The 20,639-nt window shown below is 43.0% G+C and carries 10 protein-coding genes; 1 reads left to right on the forward strand and 9 read right to left on the reverse strand.

The window, feature by feature from the left end:
- Positions 1-146: 146 nt before the first annotated feature.
- From SYJ56_RS00055 to SYJ56_RS00080, 6 genes are all read right to left on the reverse strand, one after another.
- Complete coding sequence (locus SYJ56_RS00055; protein ID WP_323831291.1) at positions 147-1,187, reverse strand: hypothetical protein; 1,041 nt, start codon at positions 1,185-1,187, stop codon at positions 147-149.
- Positions 1,188-1,299: 112 nt separating this feature from the next.
- Positions 1,300-2,904: a tail fiber domain-containing protein gene (locus SYJ56_RS00060; protein ID WP_323831293.1), complete on the reverse strand. Its 1,605-nt coding sequence runs from the start codon at positions 2,902-2,904 to the stop codon at positions 1,300-1,302.
- Positions 2,905-3,007: 103 nt separating this feature from the next.
- Positions 3,008-7,531: a hypothetical protein gene (locus SYJ56_RS00065; RefSeq protein ID WP_323831294.1), complete on the reverse strand. Its 4,524-nt coding sequence runs from the start codon at positions 7,529-7,531 to the stop codon at positions 3,008-3,010.
- 203 nt (positions 7,532-7,734) lie between these two features.
- Complete coding sequence (locus SYJ56_RS00070; protein ID WP_323831296.1) at positions 7,735-9,315, reverse strand: T9SS type B sorting domain-containing protein; 1,581 nt, start codon at positions 9,313-9,315, stop codon at positions 7,735-7,737.
- Positions 9,315-11,456 (reverse strand): OmpA family protein, encoded by a 2,142-nt coding sequence (locus tag SYJ56_RS00075; protein WP_323831298.1) that lies wholly within the window; start codon positions 11,454-11,456, stop codon positions 9,315-9,317. Before SYJ56_RS00075 ends, SYJ56_RS00070 begins: the two co-directional genes overlap by 1 nt.
- 2 nt (positions 11,457-11,458) lie before the next feature.
- Positions 11,459-12,436, reverse strand: coding sequence for a PorP/SprF family type IX secretion system membrane protein (locus SYJ56_RS00080; RefSeq protein WP_323831300.1), 978 nt, complete (start codon positions 12,434-12,436; stop codon positions 11,459-11,461).
- Positions 12,437-13,147: 711 nt separating this feature from the next.
- Here SYJ56_RS00080 and SYJ56_RS00085 point away from each other — a divergent pair.
- Positions 13,148-16,174, forward strand: a complete 3,027-nt coding sequence (locus tag SYJ56_RS00085; RefSeq protein ID WP_323831302.1) for a sensor histidine kinase — start codon at positions 13,148-13,150, stop codon at positions 16,172-16,174.
- Positions 16,175-16,223: 49 nt separating this feature from the next.
- Here SYJ56_RS00085 and SYJ56_RS00090 read toward each other — a convergent pair whose 3' ends face one another.
- From SYJ56_RS00090 to aspS, 3 genes are all read right to left on the reverse strand, one after another.
- Positions 16,224-16,841: a response regulator transcription factor gene (locus tag SYJ56_RS00090; RefSeq protein WP_323831304.1), complete on the reverse strand. Its 618-nt coding sequence runs from the start codon at positions 16,839-16,841 to the stop codon at positions 16,224-16,226.
- A gap of 658 nt (positions 16,842-17,499) precedes the next feature.
- Positions 17,500-17,682, reverse strand: coding sequence for a hypothetical protein (locus tag SYJ56_RS00095; protein ID WP_323831306.1), 183 nt, complete (start codon positions 17,680-17,682; stop codon positions 17,500-17,502).
- 1,042 nt (positions 17,683-18,724) lie between these two features.
- On the reverse strand, positions 18,725-20,479 hold the full coding sequence (gene aspS / locus SYJ56_RS00100; protein WP_323831307.1) for an aspartate--tRNA ligase: 1,755 nt from the start codon (positions 20,477-20,479) through the stop codon (positions 18,725-18,727).
- Between the last annotated feature and the right edge of the window lie 160 nt (positions 20,480-20,639).

The following is a 20,639-nucleotide window of genomic DNA, read 5'->3' on the forward strand; positions in this document are numbered from 1 at the left end:
TTGCTGATGGGAGTAAATCTGTAAAGAAATTATAAGAAAAAACCCACAAAATTTAACAATTTGGTGGGTTTTAGTACCATTTATCATTTGTCTCCCTAGCAAAGAAGAATTAAAGCCGACCACTTATTACCTACCTTCTTCAGCTGCTAGTTCTGGAACTTTACGAAATCAAGGTAAAAAGAAGGGTTACCTATATTAAAGGCTGGAACAACTCCGTTAGTTTTCCCTGCATAGACAGTATATGTTCCCGGAGTGGAAAAATAGAGTACCCGATTCTGGTCCCGAGGAGACATCAATTGATTACTTGCTGAATTACAATATGTCCACCATGCAGCTCCAATTCCATCAATATAAAAAACATAATCATTACAATCTGATTGAATTGTTAGACCACAACGGAAAAAATACCATCCTTTTTCAGGGATGACCACAGTCAGTCCTGTATTTAGTGCATTCCCACCAGTATTTTCAGTAAAAGGATTTACTAGAGTTCCAGAAGCTGGAGTCCAATCATCGGCAAATGCGGTCATCACCGTGGTGGACCAGCTAGCGACACCGTCAGCATCACTGCCCAGAACTTTACCTAGCCCCTGCGTACCGTCCACAATCTTAAGGGCACCAGCTGTTGTACCGTTGTTGATTTCCAGAGGAACCGTAGGAGTTGCTGTACCTATACCCACTCTGTTGTTGGCAGCATCTACTGACAACGTGGTACCGTCAACTGAAAAGCCGTTGGTAGCAGATGAAGTAAAGGCAAGCGGAAAATCCCCCTGTGCAACAATCGTACTCTTATTGAGTGTACCTCCCAATTCCGTTTCCGTACCTGTTAAAGTAAGTCCGTTTCCCGCTGTATAGTTTATTGCATCTTTGCCTACTTTCTGCCAGATGTTTCCGTCAAAAAAATAATATCCTGCCGCCGTAATATTAGCTGTTTTTGTACTGACCACAGTTACTGCATCCGTAGCATAGATTAAAGTTCCTATCTGATCTGCACCATACTCAGCATCTGCTGATTGAATCTGGTCACCTGTAAGTCTGGGCAGAAGGATACCTTCGGGACTGCTGCCATCAGTAGTTTTTGCTGTGATTTCAAGGGTTGCTTTTGGCTCCGTGGTATTTATACCGACCTGAGCTGTTGCTATATTGCAGACTAGCAATAGAACAATACTGTAAAGATATTTTTTCATAGTTATTTAATTTTGATAGATCTGTTGTTGAACACTTAATGTTTAATATCTAAGCTCCTAAGTGATTAAACTTTTCATAGGAAAGGAAATGCAAGACAATCCATTATCTTTATTATTTACTGCTTGTTCCCTGCATTGCAGAAGACGAATGCAATAATCCCCTTATACTCGCTATTTCTGCTCTAAGCTCCTTTAATTCTTCTGCCTGCGCTTCTAAAAGACCTATTCTTTCTTCTTTTTCAACCAGTGCTTTTTTTAGTACTTCCACCTGTTTTGCCAGTTCCTGGGTAGCGGATACATTGAGCATAGCTATCGCTTCATAATCCACCGCTTTGAAATCATTTACTTGTTTTCCATATACAAACACCTTATCTGTATTGAAATTATGTGCTACTGTAAACCGATGGGCATCTACCACAGTCACTAGAAAATTTTCGGGACCCTTTTCGACCGTTTCTAATCTGGCCTTATCTCCAGTGGTAAAGCCATGTGCTTTTCTAACTGTCAAGGTGGTGATACCACTGGTATTGACTACCGAAATCGCTGTTTCATATACATTGGGAATATAATCAGTAGTGTTGGTAACTGCCTGCGGATATACCTGTTCAACCTGTTGGGCTATCACTTTTTTATACTGACGGGAATCTTTTATTTTATCTATTTTGGTATAGTCAGTAATATCTATTTGGGAAAGGGTTTCCAAATCCTTTTGGCTATCACTAGTTCCAATAATATTTTTAATGCGGGCATCGGAATAGGCAATAAAACCTGTTTCGGTGCCGATCCATCCTTCCGAAAAAATTCTGACGTCATTAACTGGATCAGTATTTTGAATCCAAGTGGCGCCAGTCGTATTGTGTGCATAAATCCTCTGTCCGGAAACATGGGAGGCACCTGGTCCTGAAACATGAAGTGGGTATGTTGGTGCAGTATTACCAATACCCACATATCCGTTTTGGTCTATAACCATTCTTTCGAAAATTTCAATATTTCCATTAGGTATCGTATGGAACGTCAATTTCGAACCAAGCTCAGTATTACTGTGATTTTCTGTGGTACGACCTATAATTGTCGAACCAGTAGATCTGGTAGCAGTCCTAAAAGACAACTGCCCTAAAATATCATTATTTATCGGAAATTCTGGTGCGTCGAGGGTTCCCCTGGATCTGAAGGTTATAAATGATGAATGTAACAGCACATTATCAGAGGAAGTCCAACTCCATACACCTCCATAATCATCCTGTAAATAATTATGAATCCTTCCACCTGTTACATGCAGCTTAGAAATAGGTATCGATACTGAAGGTACTGGAGCCCCTATCCCCACATTACCTCCCTGATAATAAATATCAGTAGAGGCATCCGTAGCCGCCGAGCCATCCGAAACATTGCGAAAAGGTTCTTCATCGGGGTTCCCTATGCGAACCCATTCTGTTCCATTGTTATAATAATACCCTGGAGTCACGTCTCCGGCCGTAGCAATGTTGTACACGGTCATCCCAGTCACATGGGCGGACAATGGTGCCGGATCGGCAGTTCCGGTCAAAGCCACCCTGTTCAGGAGCAATCCCTTGTCAGATGCTCCCAATTCCAGGGAGGCATCGGGATTGGGGGTTGGGGTACCTATCCCTGTTTGGGCATTGGAAAAAGTCGCGAATAGGAAAAACATCATCCCTAAACACAATCCTTTACATTTCATCTTATGTTCTTTCATCATATTGAGCTAGTTGGATAGTTGCAGAATAAATATTAAAAATGGGCAAGGCTTCAATGCAGGCACGATCTGCCAATTGCATCTGTGCCCTGCCCAATAGAATGTATTATTCTTTCAGTAACAGCTTTTCCAAGCGTTCGATCCGCTCACGAAGATCTCTGATCTCTGCTTCCCTGGCTTCCAGTAGGCGCTGTTGTTCTATCGTGTGCAGGTACAGTTCTTCTACTTTTTCCAGTACTTGCACAGAAAGCTCAGAAGCATTGATCACATAGTCTCCTTTGTTATTTTTGACCAAAGCATCTATTTTGGCAATACCGGGTAAGTGGCGGTTTTCGTTTATAAATTCTTCCACTTCACCCAATGATTTGAATGCATAATCCGATTTTAATGCTGACGAGCCTTCAAAGTAATCTTCAAATACATAATCCGCATAAATAGAGACTGTAGTCAACATAGACCCGTTTATCGCCAGTACTACATCAGGATTGGTTGTGCCAAGCATATTATCAGTACCAATACCGACCTTACCCATTTGGTAGATATCTTGGGTATTGGCAGTAGCTTTTTCACCATCGGCCTGATTTAACCAAGGCTCCACGGCAAGTGTTGACAAGTCTATCGGAGCGTTATCAACTTCCTCGTTGGTATAGGTTAGAATATTTGTATCGACGTCAAACGCTAAAGCAGTGTTGGTTTCAACAAAATCAACAGTAGAGTTAATCACGTAGGGATCACCTGGGGTTCCGTCGCCAGTTACTGTGATATCTGTTCCAGCTGTTACGATGGTCGATCCATCCAAACCAGCAGGTCCTTGTTCACCCTGAGGACCTTGAGCTCCGTCAATTCCATTTGTTCCATCAAGACCTGCAGGACCTTGGGCTCCTTCAAGAGAGTCTATAAATTCCTGTTCCGTGCCCGCATTTCCTTCGTTCAACCAAATCACATAAGCGGAAAGACCATTTGCTCCATCTACTCCGTCAACACCGTTTGTACCGTTTATACCATCAGCTCCTGCGGGACCTTGAGCTCCATCTACTCCGTCCACTCCATCAACACCATTTATTCCATCGGCACCGGCAGGACCTTGGGCTCCTTCAAGAGAGTCGATAAATTCCTGTTCCGTGCCTGTATTTCCTTCGTTTATCCAGATTTCATAAGCAGAAAGACCGTTCGCTCCGTCTGCTCCATCAATACCGTTTATTCCATCGGCACCGGCTGGACCCTGAGTTCCGTCAACACCGTTTATTCCATCGGCACCGGCGGGACCTTGCGCCCCCTCAAGAGAGTCTATAAATTCCTGTTCCGTGCCTGTATTTCCTTCGTTTATCCAGATTTCATAAGCGGAAAGACCATTTGCTCCATCTGCTCCATCTATACCGTTTATTCCATCTGCACCGGCTGGACCCTGAGCTCCGTCAATTCCATTTGTTCCATCAAGACCTGCAGGACCTTGGGCTCCCTCAAGGGAGTCTATAAATTCCTGTTCCGTGCCTGTATTTCCTTCGTTTATCCAGATTTCATAAGCAGAAAGACCGTTCGCTCCGTCTGCTCCATCAATACCGTTTATTCCATCAGCTCCTGCTGGACCCTGAGCTCCGTCAACACCATTTATTCCATCGGCACCGGCGGGACCTTGCGCCCCCTCAAGGGAGTCTATAAATTCCTGCTCCGTTCCCGTATTTCCTTCGTTTATCCAGATTTCATAAGCAGAAAGACCATTCGCTCCGTCTGCTCCATCAATACCGTTTATTCCATCAGCTCCTGCTGGACCCTGAGCTCCGTCAACACCATTTATTCCATCGGCACCGGCGGGACCTTGCGCCCCCTCAAGGGAGTCTATAAATTCCTGCTCCGTTCCCGTATTTCCTTCGTTTATCCAGATTTCATAAGCAGAAAGACCATTCGCTCCGTCTGCTCCATCAATACCGTTTATTCCATCGGCACCGGCGGGACCCTGAGCTCCGTCAACACCATTTATTCCATCGGCACCGGCTGGACCTTGGGCTCCTTCAAGGGAGTCGATAAATTCCTGCTCCGTACCCGTATTGCCTTCGTTTATCCAGATCTCATAAGCGGAAAGACCATTTGCTCCATCTGCTCCATCAATACCGTTTGTACCGTTTATACCATCAGCTCCTGCGGGACCTTGAGCTCCATCTACTCCGTCCACTCCATCAACACCGTTTATTCCATCGGCACCGGCAGGACCTTGGGCTCCTTCAAGAGAGTCGATAAATTCCTGTTCCGTGCCTGTATTTCCTTCGTTTATCCAGATTTCATAAGCAGAAAGACCATTCGCTCCATCTGCTCCATCAATACCGTTTATTCCATCTGCACCGGCGGGGCCCTGTTCTCCCTGAATACCTTGCTCTCCCTGAAGTCCCTGTTCTCCTTGGGCTCCCTCAAGAGAGTCAATAAATTCCTGTTCTGTACCCGCATTGCCTTCGTTCAACCAGATCTCATAAGCAGAAAGACCATTTGCTCCGTCTGCGCCGTCCGCTCCATCAACACCGTTGGTTCCGTCAATTCCATTTGTTCCATCAAGACCTGCTGGGCCTTGTTCGCCCTGAATACCTTGCTCACCTTGGAGTCCTTGCTCACCTTGGAAACCTTGCTCTCCCTGAATTCCCTGATCACCTTGCGCTCCCTCAAGAGAGTCTATAAATTCCTGTTCCGTTCCCGTATTGCCTTCGTTTATCCAGATCTCGTAAGCAGAAAGACCGTTTGCTCCATCTGCTCCATCAACACCGTTTGTACCGTTTATACCATCAGCTCCTGCTGGACCTTGAGCTCCGTCAATACCGTTTATTCCATCGGCACCGGCGGGGCCTTGTTCGCCTTGGATACCTTGCTCTCCCTGAATTCCCTGTTCTCCTTGGGCTCCCTCAAGAGAGTCGATAAATTCCTGTTCCGTTCCGGTATTGCCTTCGTTCAACCAGATCTCATAAGCGGAAAGACCATTTGCTCCATCTACTCCGTCAACACCATTTGTACCGTTTATACCATCAGCTCCTGCTGGGCCTTGGGCTCCTTCAAGAGAGTCGATAAATTCCTGTTCCGTTCCGGTATTGCCTTCGTTCAACCAGATCTCATAAGCGGAAAGACCATTTGCTCCATCTACTCCGTCAACACCATTTGTACCGTTTATACCATCAGCTCCTGCGGGACCTTGAGCTCCATCTGCTCCGTCTACACCGTTTATTCCATCGGCTCCTGCTGGGCCTTGGGCTCCTTCAAGAGAGTCTATAAATTCCTGTTCCGTTCCAGTATTGCCTTCGTTTATCCAGATCTCATATGCAGAAAGACCATTCGCTCCATCAGCACCATCAATACCGTTTATTCCATCGGCACCTGCTGGACCTTGAGCTCCGTCAACACCGTTTATTCCATCAGCTCCTGCTGGGCCTTGGGCTCCTTCAAGAGAGTCGATAAATTCCTGTTCTGTACCCGCATTGCCTTCGTTCAACCAGATCTCATAAGCAGAAAGACCGTTTGCTCCATCTACTCCGTCAACACCGTTTGTACCGTTTATACCATCAGCTCCTGCTGGGCCTTGAGCTCCGTCAACACCATTTATTCCATCGGCACCGGCTGGACCTTGTTCACCTTGGATACCCTGCTCTCCCTGAACTCCCTGTTCTCCTTGCGCTCCCTCAAGAGAGTCTATAAATTCCTGCTCCGTGCCCGTATTGCCTTCGTTCAACCAGATCTCATAAGCAGAAAGACCATTCGCTCCATCTGCGCCGTCAGCTCCATCAACTCCGTTTGTTCCATCAATACCATTTATTCCATCAGCACCTGCAGGACCTTGTTCGCCTTGGATACCCTGCTCTCCCTGAACACCTTGTGCACCCTCAAGTGAGTCTATAAATTCCTGTTCTGTGCCTGTATTTCCTTCGTTGATCCAAATCTCATAAGCGGAAAGTCCATTTGCTCCATCAGCACCGTCCACTCCATCAAGACCATTTATTCCATCTGCACCTGTTAGGCCTTGTTCGCCTTGAAGTCCTTGCTCGCCCTGAAGGCCATCCAAGAACTCTTGTTCTGTACCTGTATTTCCTTCGTTTATCCAGATCTCATAAGCAGAAAGTCCATTTGCACCATCTGCGCCGGCGGGGCCCTGTGCTAACTCTATTGTTACTAAAACCCCTGCTTCATTGGTATATGAGATGGTACCATCTCCATTGTCCACCAATGTGGTAATGGTTTCATTTAACCGGACAATTTCTCCTAAATTTATGTTTTGTGTGTTCCCCTCACTATCGAGATAAGTGAACTCGTTGGATGTAATATTGTATACCATAATATTGTCCGGAAGATCGATGGCGTTGCCTATCTCTCCGGAATTCACCATCCTAAGCCACCTATCATTATACCAATAATAATAGCCTGGCGTAACATCCTCAACAGTAGCCGTGTTGAAGACTAATAGACTATTGACATTGCCATTAGATATGGTATTCGCGTCAGTAGAGCCGTTCAATGCCACCCGGGGGACAAGCATTCCTTTATCGGAAGCCAACACATCGAGTTGTGAGGATGGGTTTGGCATCGCAGCGCCTACCCCTACCTGTGCGTTGGCATATTCCGCCATAAGCAGTAGTCCTAATAACAGTAATAGATTTTTCATATGTTTATATTTTGTTTTTTAGAGGTCATAACTTGTCCCGTGACAAAGGATACGGGATGGAATCCCTGCCTGCGGCAGGCAGGTCGCATTCTGGATAATAATCCCTCCGTGTGTTGCTTGTAACATGCTCGATTTCATATAGTAAACCGTTTTATTTCTTGAACTTCGTGTATCCTTAATTGAATAGTTTGTTGTCAGTTTGATCATTCTTTTATTACCTGAATCCAACCTTTAAATTCTTTGGTTTCCCCATTTGCTTCCTCCACTTCCAACACATAGAAGTAGGTGCCCGAACCCAGTCCATCTGCTTGCCAGTCGTTCTGATAGTCTTCTCTTGTAAATACATGGTCCCCCCATCTGTTAAAAATGACAACCTTGTTTTTAGCAAACCTTTGCAGCCCCTTGATTTCGAAAGAGTCATTATCTCCATCTCCATTGGGAGTTATCATATTGGGTACAAAAAAGGCCTTGACCACATTACTATCGGTATCTGAGTTGTCAGCCGGATCCTCATCATCTTCTTTGGAACTTACCTCTGCGTAGTTGAGGATATTCCCTGAAGATCCTGCTTCTACGGTCAACTGAATCACCAATTCGTCACCAGCCATAAAATGAGGAACATTCCATATCAGTGTCTGCCCGCTGATGCTGAACTCAGGTTCCATCAGGCCAAATGCGGACGAAACTTCCATTTTCAAAAAAGAAAGACCCGGAGGAAGGTTATCTACCACTATCACATCGGTAGCTTCCGCGTCACTGTTGTTCTGAACCCGTATTTCATATTCAAACCCGTCTCCTTCCCAGATACTTTTGTCAAAGGAAGTTTTGGTGATTCCCATATTAGTGATGCCGTTTAAAACAGTGGCCATGGTAAACACGCCATATTCTCCGAGTACCAAAGGTGTAGTGACTGTCTGTGCATTGGCATCCACCTCTCCTCCCAGGTCTTCCCATTGCTCCAGACTTTCATCCCACCTGACAATGTGCACCTGTGCATTCCCGCTCCCTAAAATGAAGGCCGGTGTCGTAACATCCCTCCAAGAAAGTGTTAGCCTTACGTCTGGATCACCCGACAGCTTGCCCAACTCCCAATATTCAGCATCGTTGATCAGTTGGATATGGTCTTCTTTTTGTTCTCTGGGATAAAGTGCCTGCGGATCTTCCAAAAAATACTTGGCATGAAAGGAGCTTGCATTTTCATCCGGGGAAGAAATAGCCGCAAAACGGAAATAGCCACCATCGCCAACGGGATAGGTAAAATCTCCCCGACCATTCTTCCTTACATAGCCGTCCACATGGCTGATGTCTGAAGTCCCGATATGGCTCGACCCCTCTTCAAAAATAGTTACTCCCCCCAGTCCGTCTGAAAGAACGATGCCTTCTATGAAGCTAGACTCTCCGGATATGCTGAGGTCTCCAAACAAATGAAAGGCCTCACGGTCATGTCCATTTCTAAACAGGACATGATAGAGCCGGCTCAATTGGCTGCCCATAATTTCCTGCACACCCACATTCCCTTCGAAACGGGTCAATCCCCCATTGCCTTCGGTAAAGGTAACTTCACCATCATTGTTGAAATGGGCATAAATGTACAGATCGCCGTCGTTTACCAATCTTGCGCCCGGTCTGTTGTCCAAATCAGACAGTGTGGAAACTACCGTCCCTGGGCTTATTGTCAACTGACCGGTATTGACAGTCTGAGCCTGTACAAAGTATCCCTGTGTAGACACCATCCCGATCAAGGACAGCACCAGGACGTAATAAAAAAACTTTCTATTTACCATCATTTTACTTTGATTTCAGTTCTTGAATTAAGCTGGTGAATTTCCTCCGAACGGGACTTGTCCCGGGAGCTATGGTCCGGGTTGGTTTTGTCGAACCATCCACACTCAAAGCACCCTTTCAGAGTCATATTCGAAACAATGCCCAACTTTTGTATCATTTCAACCAGATCGCAGAGGCTTTCCATTTTTTCCATATCCAGTTTATCCTCAGCGCGGTCCCTATTTCCTATCGACAGAGTCAGCTCAGTCCTCCTGTTGAGCTGATGCTCCCCTTCAGGACACTTGACTCCATCAGGGCAGTTTCTGGCAAGCTCTGATTCACCGTGCCATTCGACAGCTATCCGGGATTTATCAATCCCCCTATGGCTCAGATAGGAGACCACGGCTTCAGCTCTTCTTCGACTCAGTTCTTCATTGTATTGATTTGAAGCCCTTGAATCCGTATGTGAACTGACATTCAACATCAAAAAAGGATGGCTATTCATCAGCTCTAAAATCTCCTCCAGTATCCCATCGGAATCGTCCCGGAGCATACTCTTGTCCAAATCGTAGTAAATAACATCAGCGTACACTTTAAGGTCTTTAGGAATTTCTGTAAGTCTGTACTCCCGTATCATAAGTCCTACTTCAGCATCGACCGTCGTCAATCCCTTATCGACGACCGAAAAATATCCCGGCTTATCTACAACAATCTCATAGTTCTGATTATCAGCTAGATTTGCAACATATTCTTCCTTGTCATTTTTGTCCAAGGCTAATTGCTTTCCGTCTTTTTCGCTAAATCCTATGCTTGCATCTGAAACAATATTGTCTTGACAATCAACCACCCTGACCAACAAGGTCCGCATAGGAGGTACAAGCTTATATATATCATCCAATCCGGAGTTCTCTTTCCTGTTTGAACTGATATAAATTTCATTTTCATCAAATTGCCTATAGGCAAAGTCATCTCTCGAAGAATTGAAAGACTCGCCTAGATTTACAGGTCCTGACAAGGTCGGACCAGACTGAATCTCAGCTTTGTATATATCCAGGCCACCATAGCCAGCAAATCCGTTTGATGCATAATAAAAACTGTCATGATATATATGGGGATCCCTTTCGTCTCCTTCTGTATTGATCAGATCTCCGAGATTCACCGGAGTTGAAAAATCCATATCATCCGTATACTCCACATAATAGAGATCAAAGCCCCCATAGCCGCCGTCCATGTCCGACGCAAAATAGAGACGCCCGCTTGACGGATCTACATGGGGGGTAATCATGGCATGCCGCAAAGAGTCATTGTAAGGGAAAGCATGGTAGGATTCCAAATGTCCTTCCTCGTTAAGCCTCCCATAGAATATTTCGGGGTGGACGGTAAAATCCTTGTTTTTTCGTACTTTCCTTATGTTTCGTGTAGCGGAGAAAAACAGGATCGTCTCATCCCCTTTCTGCATGATAGACGGATCGCTGACATGCAGAAAATCATTTGAAGGCAAAACGACATCTTTCACTTCTCCTCCTTTTCCCTTTCTGAAAATCCTTAGGTATCCCCGTCCCGTCCATCGATAGTAATCCGGGGCAAAAACTTGGTTTTTGGTATCAAAGCGAATACTGGGGGCGGCCTTTTCCTCCACTTTTATCCCTCTGTCCGAAACAAAGTATATGTTTCCCTCACTGTCCTTCGCTCCCATATAGTCGGTCGCCTCGGAATTTAGTGAGTCCGCATATTCCAACTGGCCCGCATTGGGACCCTGGGAAACAGGCAAGGCATGGATCTCTTGCCGGGTGAAGTCTGACGCCGAATACCCTACCTTTTGTAGCAGCTCTGACATTTCCTCTTTCCGCCCCATGGAGCGCGCGGCCCTCAGGTATAGCACTACATCTTCTTCCGTACGGCTTTCTTCAAACGCCATCACTTTCTCCCACCAATCCAAGGCCTCTTTGTAAGCATTTAGCTTATCATAACATTGAGCCGCATTTCGGGCAATAATATATTTTTGTCCTTTTTGGAATGCATTCGCATATATCTCAGCCGCATATTGGTAGTTTCCCCCCTGCATCTGCCGGTCAGCGTACCTAAGTTTTGAGTTTTGCGCTTGAATTATTGCCGCAAAGCACAAAAGAAAAGTAATTGTCAGTATAAGTTTTTTCCTCATAATCAGAACCATCTTTGATTTCTCATTCTTATGTTTTTGGGAGACAAGTAGTACCCCAAAGAAATTTCATGTGAATTATTCCTGAAGCTGTTCAGCACGTTTAGGTTTTGATCATAGGCATAGCCAATGCGCAGGTTTTCCAGCACAAACACCTCCGTGATCAGGGCAATGGCATTTCTTGAGCTGAGATCATCTTCGAGATTATTCTTCCCCAGTTTGGAATTGGTACGGTAAGACCCTCCAAGCCAAAACCGCTCATAGAACAGAAACATGGCATTCAGGTCAATTCCGGTAGGGGCTCCTTTCACCTCCTTGATCAATACAGAAGGCTTGAGCTGCACTTGTCCGGCGAGCGGAACCATGCCGCCAAAAGTCAGATAGAAGTGAAAGTCATGAAAAGCGAGGGATACATCTTGACGCTCGAGAATCCGTTTGCCGATCATGTTATAGGCACTAAAGCCCGCATAAAAGTTGGAATTGTGAAAGAAGATTCCTGCATTGAGGTTGGGGGAAAAGAGATTAACCACCCCTTCCCTGATGGCCACATCATCCGGATCGTTTGGCTTCAGCATCGAGAGGTCCACCGCATATTCCGTTGCCCCTGCACTAACCCCCAAGCCTAGAAATGATTCACTTCCTGTCTGTATTCTATAAGCATAGGTCAGCAGTCCACCGGTAGTACGCGAGGGACCCAGCGCGTCATTCAAAAACGACAGCCCAAATCCCATCAAACCCTCATTGGCACTGAAATCTGCGGAAACAGACAGTGTTCTTGGAGCACCTGGAAAGTTTCCCCATTGTGACCGGTAAATGGACTGGATATACCCTTCATTTTTGTATCCTGCATAACCTGGATTGATATGCAGTCCATTAAAAATGTATTGGCTAAACTGAGGCAACTGCTGAGCGAATATCCCTTCAAGGGACGCCATTCCTAACAGAATGATTATTAGGATAGCTTTTTGAATAAGGCGTTTCATGAAATATTTCATCTGTTTATAATTGATTTTTTATGGTCAGATGGAATCTCGCAATGGATAATCATTCCTTTGTGTGTCGCTTGAGTCATGCTCGATTTCATTTGATTCTCTTAACTGATTGTGTTCCAAACATATAATTGAATTATGTCTGACAGAAATAACTTTGGTTACCAATAGTGTCCATTTATTGAATTACTGCCGGAAGTCGGCCACTCACTTCAATACTAAATTTCAGGCAATTGCCATTTAGGTAAAAAAGGCTATGAGGACCCGAATAAAAGGTCCCATCTGATTAACACTGTAATTTGGGAAATGGGAGGAAAGAGAATACAGAATATAAAGAACCCATACTTATCAATATCCCTGAGAAAGCTATAAAAGGAGTTTATCATTATATGTAAATCATTTTTTACTATTTAAACAATATATTTAATCAGGTATTAAAATTTGTATTCGATTAATTTTCAGCAAGTTGTATATAATACAGGTTTTGGAATGTAGGCATATAGCCAATTTCAAGTAGAATTATGACTAGTTATTTGTAGTTTTTTTTCTACATGTAATTTTATCTCTTATATAGTCGCTCTATATTTGTAAAACACCCTTAATAAGAACTTTTATCAACCCTCAATTTCTTTTTCAAAAAAAATCAAATTGTTTCCTGACTACTGATTAAAGAACAGTCAGGAAACTATATTGTAATTCATCGGCATGTTTAGAAGATCTATATTTCATATTATAGTATTTATAATTTCACTGTCTACCACAGGGATTGTTACAGCAAGACAACAAGAGTTTAAAGAGGAATGGTATGATTCTCAGAATGATGCATTGCCCCAAAACAGCGTCAAGGGAATAGTAAAGGACAAGTATGGTTACCTGTGGCTATTTACCGAAAATGGATTGGTCCGTTTTGATGGGCAGAGGTTTCATTTATTTGGACTATCCGGCCCACACTCCATAGAAAACAATCGTACGGGCGTGTTGGGCTTTAGTCGAATCGATCAGGACAGTATCTTTGGTGTTACAAACTGGACCAAAACGTTTGTAATATCACGTCGTCAGGTAGCCAAAGTACCTGATTTTAGGACAGGTATCCCTCATCTGAACGACCCCTACCTTCAAATAGAGATGCTGGGAGACGCTGCTTTTATTCCGGATCCCACTTACGACATTTCGTACTTGATGGACTTCGATGATGCCAGCTACCTGATCCTATACCAACATGTTATCCGTTTTTTCGATGCTAACCATCAGGAATACGCTACGGTAGATTTTGAAAGAGACTTATATACCCGGTTTTTCAAAATCAACAAAGATCTTTTTCTAACAGACAAGAAGGGGATAGTCTGGCGTGTCTCCTCAGATTCCCTCTGCCTGGAGAAAACCATTGGATATTTACCTAGTGAAGGGGCGGTAATCCTAAATCGTCCAATGAACCAAAGCTTCTATTATTTTGACAAAAAACTATATCTTTTGTCTTATTCCTCAGGGCAAATCCAAAAAGAAATAATTCTGGAGGGATATCAGGTGGATTGGCAGACAGTAAATACGATTTACTATGACCAAGAATATGAAACCATCTATTTGGGGACCTCTTCCAGAGGTTTGGGCAGAATTTCTCCCAAGCTCCTAAAAAACAACAATTCCCCTTCAAAAGTACAGGTATTTTATTCTCAGGCTTTAATGGAAGATGGGAATGTCCTGGTAGCCAACGGGGATGTCTTTGATCAGAAAGGCAATTATCTTCACACCATACCCTTACTCCCTTTCAGTGATGAAAAGGGGATTCTTTTTGATAAAGAGGGAAGGTTATGGTGTAAAAATGGAGAAGAACTCTTCTGCCTAAGGGTAAATAAGGACCAAGTTGATGTCATCAAAAAATGGGATTTTGGCAGCGAAGAGATCACTAATATATCTCAGGATTTTGAAGGGACTCTCTGGGTTTCTACCTCAGCCTTTCTCCAGGGCCAGGGCTGTTTCTACAAGATGGATGCAGCGGAGCCGGTCCTCATGGAAACCTTCGATTTTAGGGTCAACCATTTACTGACCAATCAGGAAGCCATGTATTTAGGAACGGACAAGGGGCTGTACAAAAAATCCTGGGGATTCTTCGATAAAATGGAAAGCATAGCAGGATTGGAAAATACCTATATCAGAAGCTTGTACGAAGATACTGACGGGGGGATTTGGATTACGACATATTCTCATGGTCTCTTTTATTACAGAAATGGAAAACTCAGTTCTCTTCCTTTGGATCCCCAAGGCTATCTGCTCAGCTCTCATTGTTTGCTAGAAGATAAGAAAGGGTGTTTTTGGATCACTACCAACAAAGGCCTTTTCCATGTCACAAAAAGATCCCTGATCCGATATATCAATCGGGAAACCAAAGACATCCACTATTACTATTTCAACAATTACAATGGACTGTCCAACATCGAGTTTAATGGTGGCAGTCAGCCTTGTGGCCTCTATTTGTCAGAAGAAAATATGATATCATTCCCGAATATGAATGGATTGGTGGCTTTTTCCCCTAACGAACTGGACCCGATGATTCCTCAGACAAAGATATTCCTGGACCATATCTCTGTAGATGAAGTGCCATATATGATCCAAGACACCGTTACCTTGCTAAGCGAGTTCTCACGCCTGGAAATAGAGGTCAGTTCGCCTTACTTCGATAATCCCAAAAACCTTCACATGGAATACCAACTATCCTCTGATTCCAAAAATGTATGGTTTTCAGTTCCGAATGATGGGAAAATACAATTTTCAACCTTGCCTCATGGCCGATATAATCTAACCGTACGGAAGCCCAAAGGAAAGGATGGGGTATATGAACAAAAACAGATAACCATTGTCATCCCCCCAAAATTCTGGCAGACTATAGTTTTCAAAATAAGTTGTTTGACATTGACTGCCGTTCTGTTAGGCTGTGCCGCCAAGTTTCGGATCCAGTACCTGCATGATGCTAATCAACAACTTGAAAATCGGGTGATAGAAAAAACAGGGCAACTTCAAAAAGTGGTTGAAGCTCTAAAAACCAGCATCAACCAACAACAACACCAATTGGAAACCCAAGCAAAACTCTCTCAAATCATCACGCACGACATCAGAACACCGTTGAAATATCTTTCGCTTTTCAGTTCCAACTGGGCAAAAAAACATAAGGGTGGGACTTCGGAAGTAAGTGAAGCATTCAGGAACATCAAGCAGTCGAGCGATGCTATATTCAAATTTGCCGAACATGTACTCAATACCCTGTCAAAAGAAGAGATATCCTCCTTTCTTTCCCCTACTTATTCTATAAGGGAATTGTTAGAAAATAAACTGGAAATTTTCGCAATAACGGCACAATTACACCATACCAAAATATTGCTGAATATTCACGAAAATCCAACTACACGGATTAAAAGAGAATTTCTGTCTATTATTATCCACAACCTGCTAGACAACGCTCTCAAAAACACCCTGCATGGCACCATTTGGATTGATTGTGCCGTCTATACTTTTCTTACAGTTCAGATCAGGGACTCAGGAAAAGGTATGACAGCTCAACAAGTCAGCTTTTATCAAAACATGTCTAAAACCAACGATAACTTCTTTGAAAAGAATTTGACCGGACTAGGTCTGCCTATGGTCATTGACCTGGTACGGATAATGAATGGAGTAATAGAAATAGATAGCAAGCCCGATTTTGGCACAAGAATCACCCTTCGGTTCCCTCATTACCTTTAATTCTAGGTTGGACAGATCTTGTATTTAATTCCAGACAATCTTTGGACTATTATTCAAACAGTTTAGACAAGGCAACGGTATTCTTGACATTCAACTTCTCAAAAATTCGGAGCTTATGGGTGCTCACTGTTGACACACCGATATTCAGGCGGTTACTGATCTCCAGATTTCCATTTCCCTGCGCCAGCAACCTAGCCACTTCCAATTCCCTTCCTGACAGCCTTTCCAGCGGATTGAGCTGAATAGGTTTAGTCATGTGTTCCAATAACAGCTCCTTTGTCTTTTCACTCATGTACCTCCCTTTGTTAAGTACAGATTCAATAGCATGATAAATATCTTCTTCGTCAGACATCTTGTTGATGTATCCATCTGCCCCAGCGGTCATATACCTGAGTGCATATTGTTCTTCGTCCAATCCTGAGAATATCAAAATTTTCGTCATATCATTTTGTTTCCGTATTTCAGGTATCATGTCGACCCCCTTACCATCAGGAATATTGATATCCAAAAAAAGCAGGTCAATCCTGGTCGAAGTCAAAATTTTCAATGCCTCCTTCATTTTACCCGCATGATACACCTCAGAGGATAGGTACCTGCTTTTCAGTAAAAAATCCATTCCCTTTCTTACAATAACATGGTCATCTAAAACCAAAAATTTTCTTTTCATTCCAAGGGATATATTTTCCAATGATGTCTATTACAACTACCACCACAGAACAAAAATCGGCAGAGTAGTCTAATCATACAATAGTACAAAAGATGCACAACCACAATGCATCCCATTTTTTTCAATTCAATTGTTATTTCATTCACGAATTAAAAAGCAAGTTAAGGACAATTAAGGTTCAAATTTCTACTCGGTTTAGTCAAATTTATTGAAACTTGATAAAAATTTGTCTTGCCCTTCTATTCTTTCCAATTTGGATATTTTCTTAACAGTCGAGTTGGCCCTAGGGTATTTTTTAAAGAAGATGACAGGAAATTAAGGTGGATTTTCAGATTTTAGGTTGAATAGCCATTGAATTTTCGGGATTTGGGGATGCCTAGTGGCTTATTTACTTGAGCCTTCATAGTGGCACGGATAAAAACGAAAAGAGTGGCACAGATCGAACCGTTATATCCACTTCTATTTGTTAAGTATTCTAATTTACTGACTCATGGTTTATGTTTTTCAGCCAATGGATTGCGGTCAGCAGTTACCAAAAGTGTTCGTTAAAAAACCAACCATCGATTAGATGGGTCAAAATGGTTCAGAATATACACGTGACCAGTGAATTTGTGGTCGTGATGTTTCTAAGCCGGATATGGAGTCTCCCCTATAGTTATCACTTGTTCTCTGAATAAGAAAGACCTCCCACTAATCTATCAGAAACTAGAACGCTAACCACATCACCGGAAGTATAGCTGGACTCGGTACAGGAAAAACATAAAAAGGAAACTGCTTCGCCTGATTCCAATCTGGCACTTAACTCATAAGCATCCATCCTATGGTAGGCAAATGCAGACATCAAACTAGGTTAGTCCGTAAACATAGACGGTGGGCCTACCAGTTCGTGTTCTGAAAAAGAATATCCAACTACAGATCCATTTACCGAATAAGAATTACTAAGCAATTCATTAGTTAGGACTAAAACAAAAAATAAAACAAGGGATCCACTGAAAACCCTAAAAAACCAAGCTGTTTTTGACTCCAATTCGGCTTCTAATAATTCGATTTCTTTATATCTTCTTGCACTCCTATCAGAACAATCTTCTAGATGTCTTATAAGCAGCTATTTATGAAAATATAAATATTAAGATAGTTTTTAAATTAAGAAAACCTAGCTCCTGAAAATCAAGTTTTACCACAGGTACAATTCCCTGGGCATCAAAGATGGAACCATGCTCTTAAATTTTACAATACCCAGTTGATTTATCTGTTTGCTTGGATACGATTGCGATAAAAGTCTAAAAAAACGTTCTTTTCCTCTGCACTAGTCACATAGTTAGTGAGACTAGGTGGGATTTGTAATACCTACCCCATTATTCTTGACAATTTAAATTGGCTTTCTTAACCTCACCCCATCTTCCTATAACGCTTTGCTCATCGGGACCGGCTCTTGTTAGATTAGCACGCCACGGCGTACTAATCTTTAACGTTTAGCCCTACCGAAGAAATTTTTAACGCACGTCCCTCCTATAGAGGGTATTTTATAAGGAATGATAGGAAATTGAGGGAGATTCGTGGTTTTGGTGGTGAAAATGAATTAAAATCTGACACAGCTTATCATTCATCCTACTTGATCAGTTTCTATTAGGCAAGAAACAGCAGATCTTTGTCACCTATTTAATCCCTTCACTATATGTATAACTGGGCAGAAGTTTGCAGTGAGCTTAAGGATCTAGAAAAGCGTGTTGATGCAAAAATCAGTAGGCAACATGCTCGATTTCAACTATTATATTTAGCTGGAAAGCAGTGATTTTTCAGTTCCATGGCTACAAAAAATAAGGCTGTCTCATCTCTGAAACAGCCTCTTGAATATGATAGTAGGAGCAGGGGATTTTTTTCCTCTACTTCTTCACCACTAGTTGTATCGAAAGTTCAGATAATTGTTCATCAGCAATGCTGCTTGGAGAATCGATCATTACGTCTCTTCCGGAGTTATTTTTAGGGAAAGCAATATAATCTCTTATGGAATCAGAACCGCCGAAAATCGCGCATAGTCTATCAAAGCCAAAGGCAATTCCTCCGTGTGGCGGAGCTCCGTATTCGAAGGCTTCCATCAGGAATCCAAACTGCTTTTGCGCTTCCTCTTCTGAGAATCCAAGATGTTTAAACATCAACTGCTGTGTAGCTCTATCGTGAATACGGATAGATCCGCCCCCGATTTCCACTCCATTAATCACCAAATCATAGGCATTTGCTCTTACAGATCCAGGATCTGAATCTAGCAACGGAATATCTTCCTTCTTTGGAGAAGTAAATGGATGGTGCATTGCATGAAAGCGATTAGTTTCCTCATCCCACTCCAGTAGCGGAAAATCCATTACCCAAAGAGGTTTGAATACTGTTCGGTCACGCAGTCCTAGATCTTCACCCATTTTCAAGCGAAGTTCGGAAAGCTGCTTACGCACCTTATCCGCATCACCGCTTAAGATCAACATTAAGTCTCCCTGTGTTGCTCCAAATGCATCTGCCCAATCCTGAAGATCATCCGCCGAATAGAATTTATCTACGGTGGATTTGATCGTGCCATCAGTATTATATTTAGCGTAAATCATGCCTTTTGCACCAATCTGAGGACGTTTTACCCAATCAGTCAGCGCATCCAGTTGCTTGCGGGTATATTCAGCAGCTCCTTTTGCACAAATACCAACTACCAATTCCGCTTGGTCAAAAATGCTAAAACCTTTTCCCTTAGCTAAGTCATTCAGCTCTACAAATTTCATTTCGAAACGAAGATCCGGCTTATCGTTACCATAATATTTCATGGCATCGGCGTAAGTCATACGCTTCACTTCTTCCAGATCCACACCTTTCACTGTGCTAAACAGATGCTTGGTCAAGCCTTCGAAGGTATTTAGGATATCTTCCTGATCCACAAAAGCCATTTCGCAGTCTATCTGAGTAAACTCAGGCTGACGATCTGCTCTGAGATCTTCGTCACGGAAGCATTTTACAATCTGAAAATATCTGTCAAAACCAGAAACCATCAGCAATTGCTTGAAAGTTTGTGGAGACTGAGGCAAAGCATAAAATTCGCCCGGATTGGTACGGCTTGGTACGACAAAATCACGTGCTCCTTCGGGGGTAGATTTGATCAAAACAGGAGTTTCCACCTCTATAAAATCCTGCGCATCCATGAATTTACGTGTCTCCTGCATCATTTTATGACGCAATTGAAGCTTCTCACGAACTACATTTCTACGAAGATCAAGGTACCTGTATTTCATACGGAGCTCGTCGCCGCCGTCTGTCTCATCCTCGATGATAAATGGCGGAACTTTCGCAGCGTTCAACACCACAAGTGCTGTTACTTTGATTTCTATAGAACCTGTTGGGATTTTATCGTTTTTGGATGTTCGCTCGATTACTTTTCCGGTAGTCTGAACTACGAACTCCCGACCTAGCTCGGCCGCTTTCTCCAACAATGCTTTCTCGCTGGAATCCTCTTCAAAAATCAATTGAGTTAGCCCATATCGATCGCGAAGATCGACCCAGATTAAACCTCCTTTGTTTCTTACTCGCTGTACCCAGCCGGCAAGTGTTACTTCTTGATTTACGTGATCCAGGCGAAGTTCGCCACAAGTATGCGTTCTCAGCATGTTTATTTAGTTTTTTTTTGGGAGGTCAAAGATAAAGAAATGACCGTGAGAACACACGAATCATTGGATGATTAGCAATCTTTTCCTCAATTTCTTCGAGATTTTCACAGAAAACCAATCAGATCTTTAAGAAAAGACAAAATATCTTAAAAATCGATTG

This window comes from Algoriphagus aurantiacus (assembly GCF_035156405.1).
Taxonomy (GTDB): Bacteria; Bacteroidota; Bacteroidia; order Cytophagales; family Cyclobacteriaceae; genus Algoriphagus; species Algoriphagus aurantiacus.

Coding starts and splice junctions, on each gene's coding strand:
- SYJ56_RS00055 (WP_323831291.1), bottom strand. CDS start 1,187: ATGAAAAAATATCTTTACAGTATTGTTCTATTGCTAGTCTGCAATATA.
- SYJ56_RS00060 (WP_323831293.1), bottom strand. CDS start 2,904: ATGATGAAAGAACATAAGATGAAATGTAAAGGATTGTGTTTAGGGATG.
- SYJ56_RS00065 (WP_323831294.1), bottom strand. CDS start 7,531: ATGAAAAATCTATTACTGTTATTAGGACTACTGCTTATGGCGGAATAT.
- SYJ56_RS00070 (WP_323831296.1), bottom strand. CDS start 9,315: ATGGTAAATAGAAAGTTTTTTTATTACGTCCTGGTGCTGTCCTTGATC.
- SYJ56_RS00075 (WP_323831298.1), bottom strand. CDS start 11,456: ATGAGGAAAAAACTTATACTGACAATTACTTTTCTTTTGTGCTTTGCG.
- SYJ56_RS00080 (WP_323831300.1), bottom strand. CDS start 12,436: ATGAAACGCCTTATTCAAAAAGCTATCCTAATAATCATTCTGTTAGGA.
- SYJ56_RS00085 (WP_323831302.1), top strand. CDS start 13,148: ATGTTTAGAAGATCTATATTTCATATTATAGTATTTATAATTTCACTG.
- SYJ56_RS00090 (WP_323831304.1), bottom strand. CDS start 16,841: ATGAAAAGAAAATTTTTGGTTTTAGATGACCATGTTATTGTAAGAAAG.
- SYJ56_RS00095 (WP_323831306.1), bottom strand. CDS start 17,682: ATGTCTGCATTTGCCTACCATAGGATGGATGCTTATGAGTTAAGTGCC.
- aspS (WP_323831307.1), bottom strand. CDS start 20,479: ATGCTGAGAACGCATACTTGTGGCGAACTTCGCCTGGATCACGTAAAT.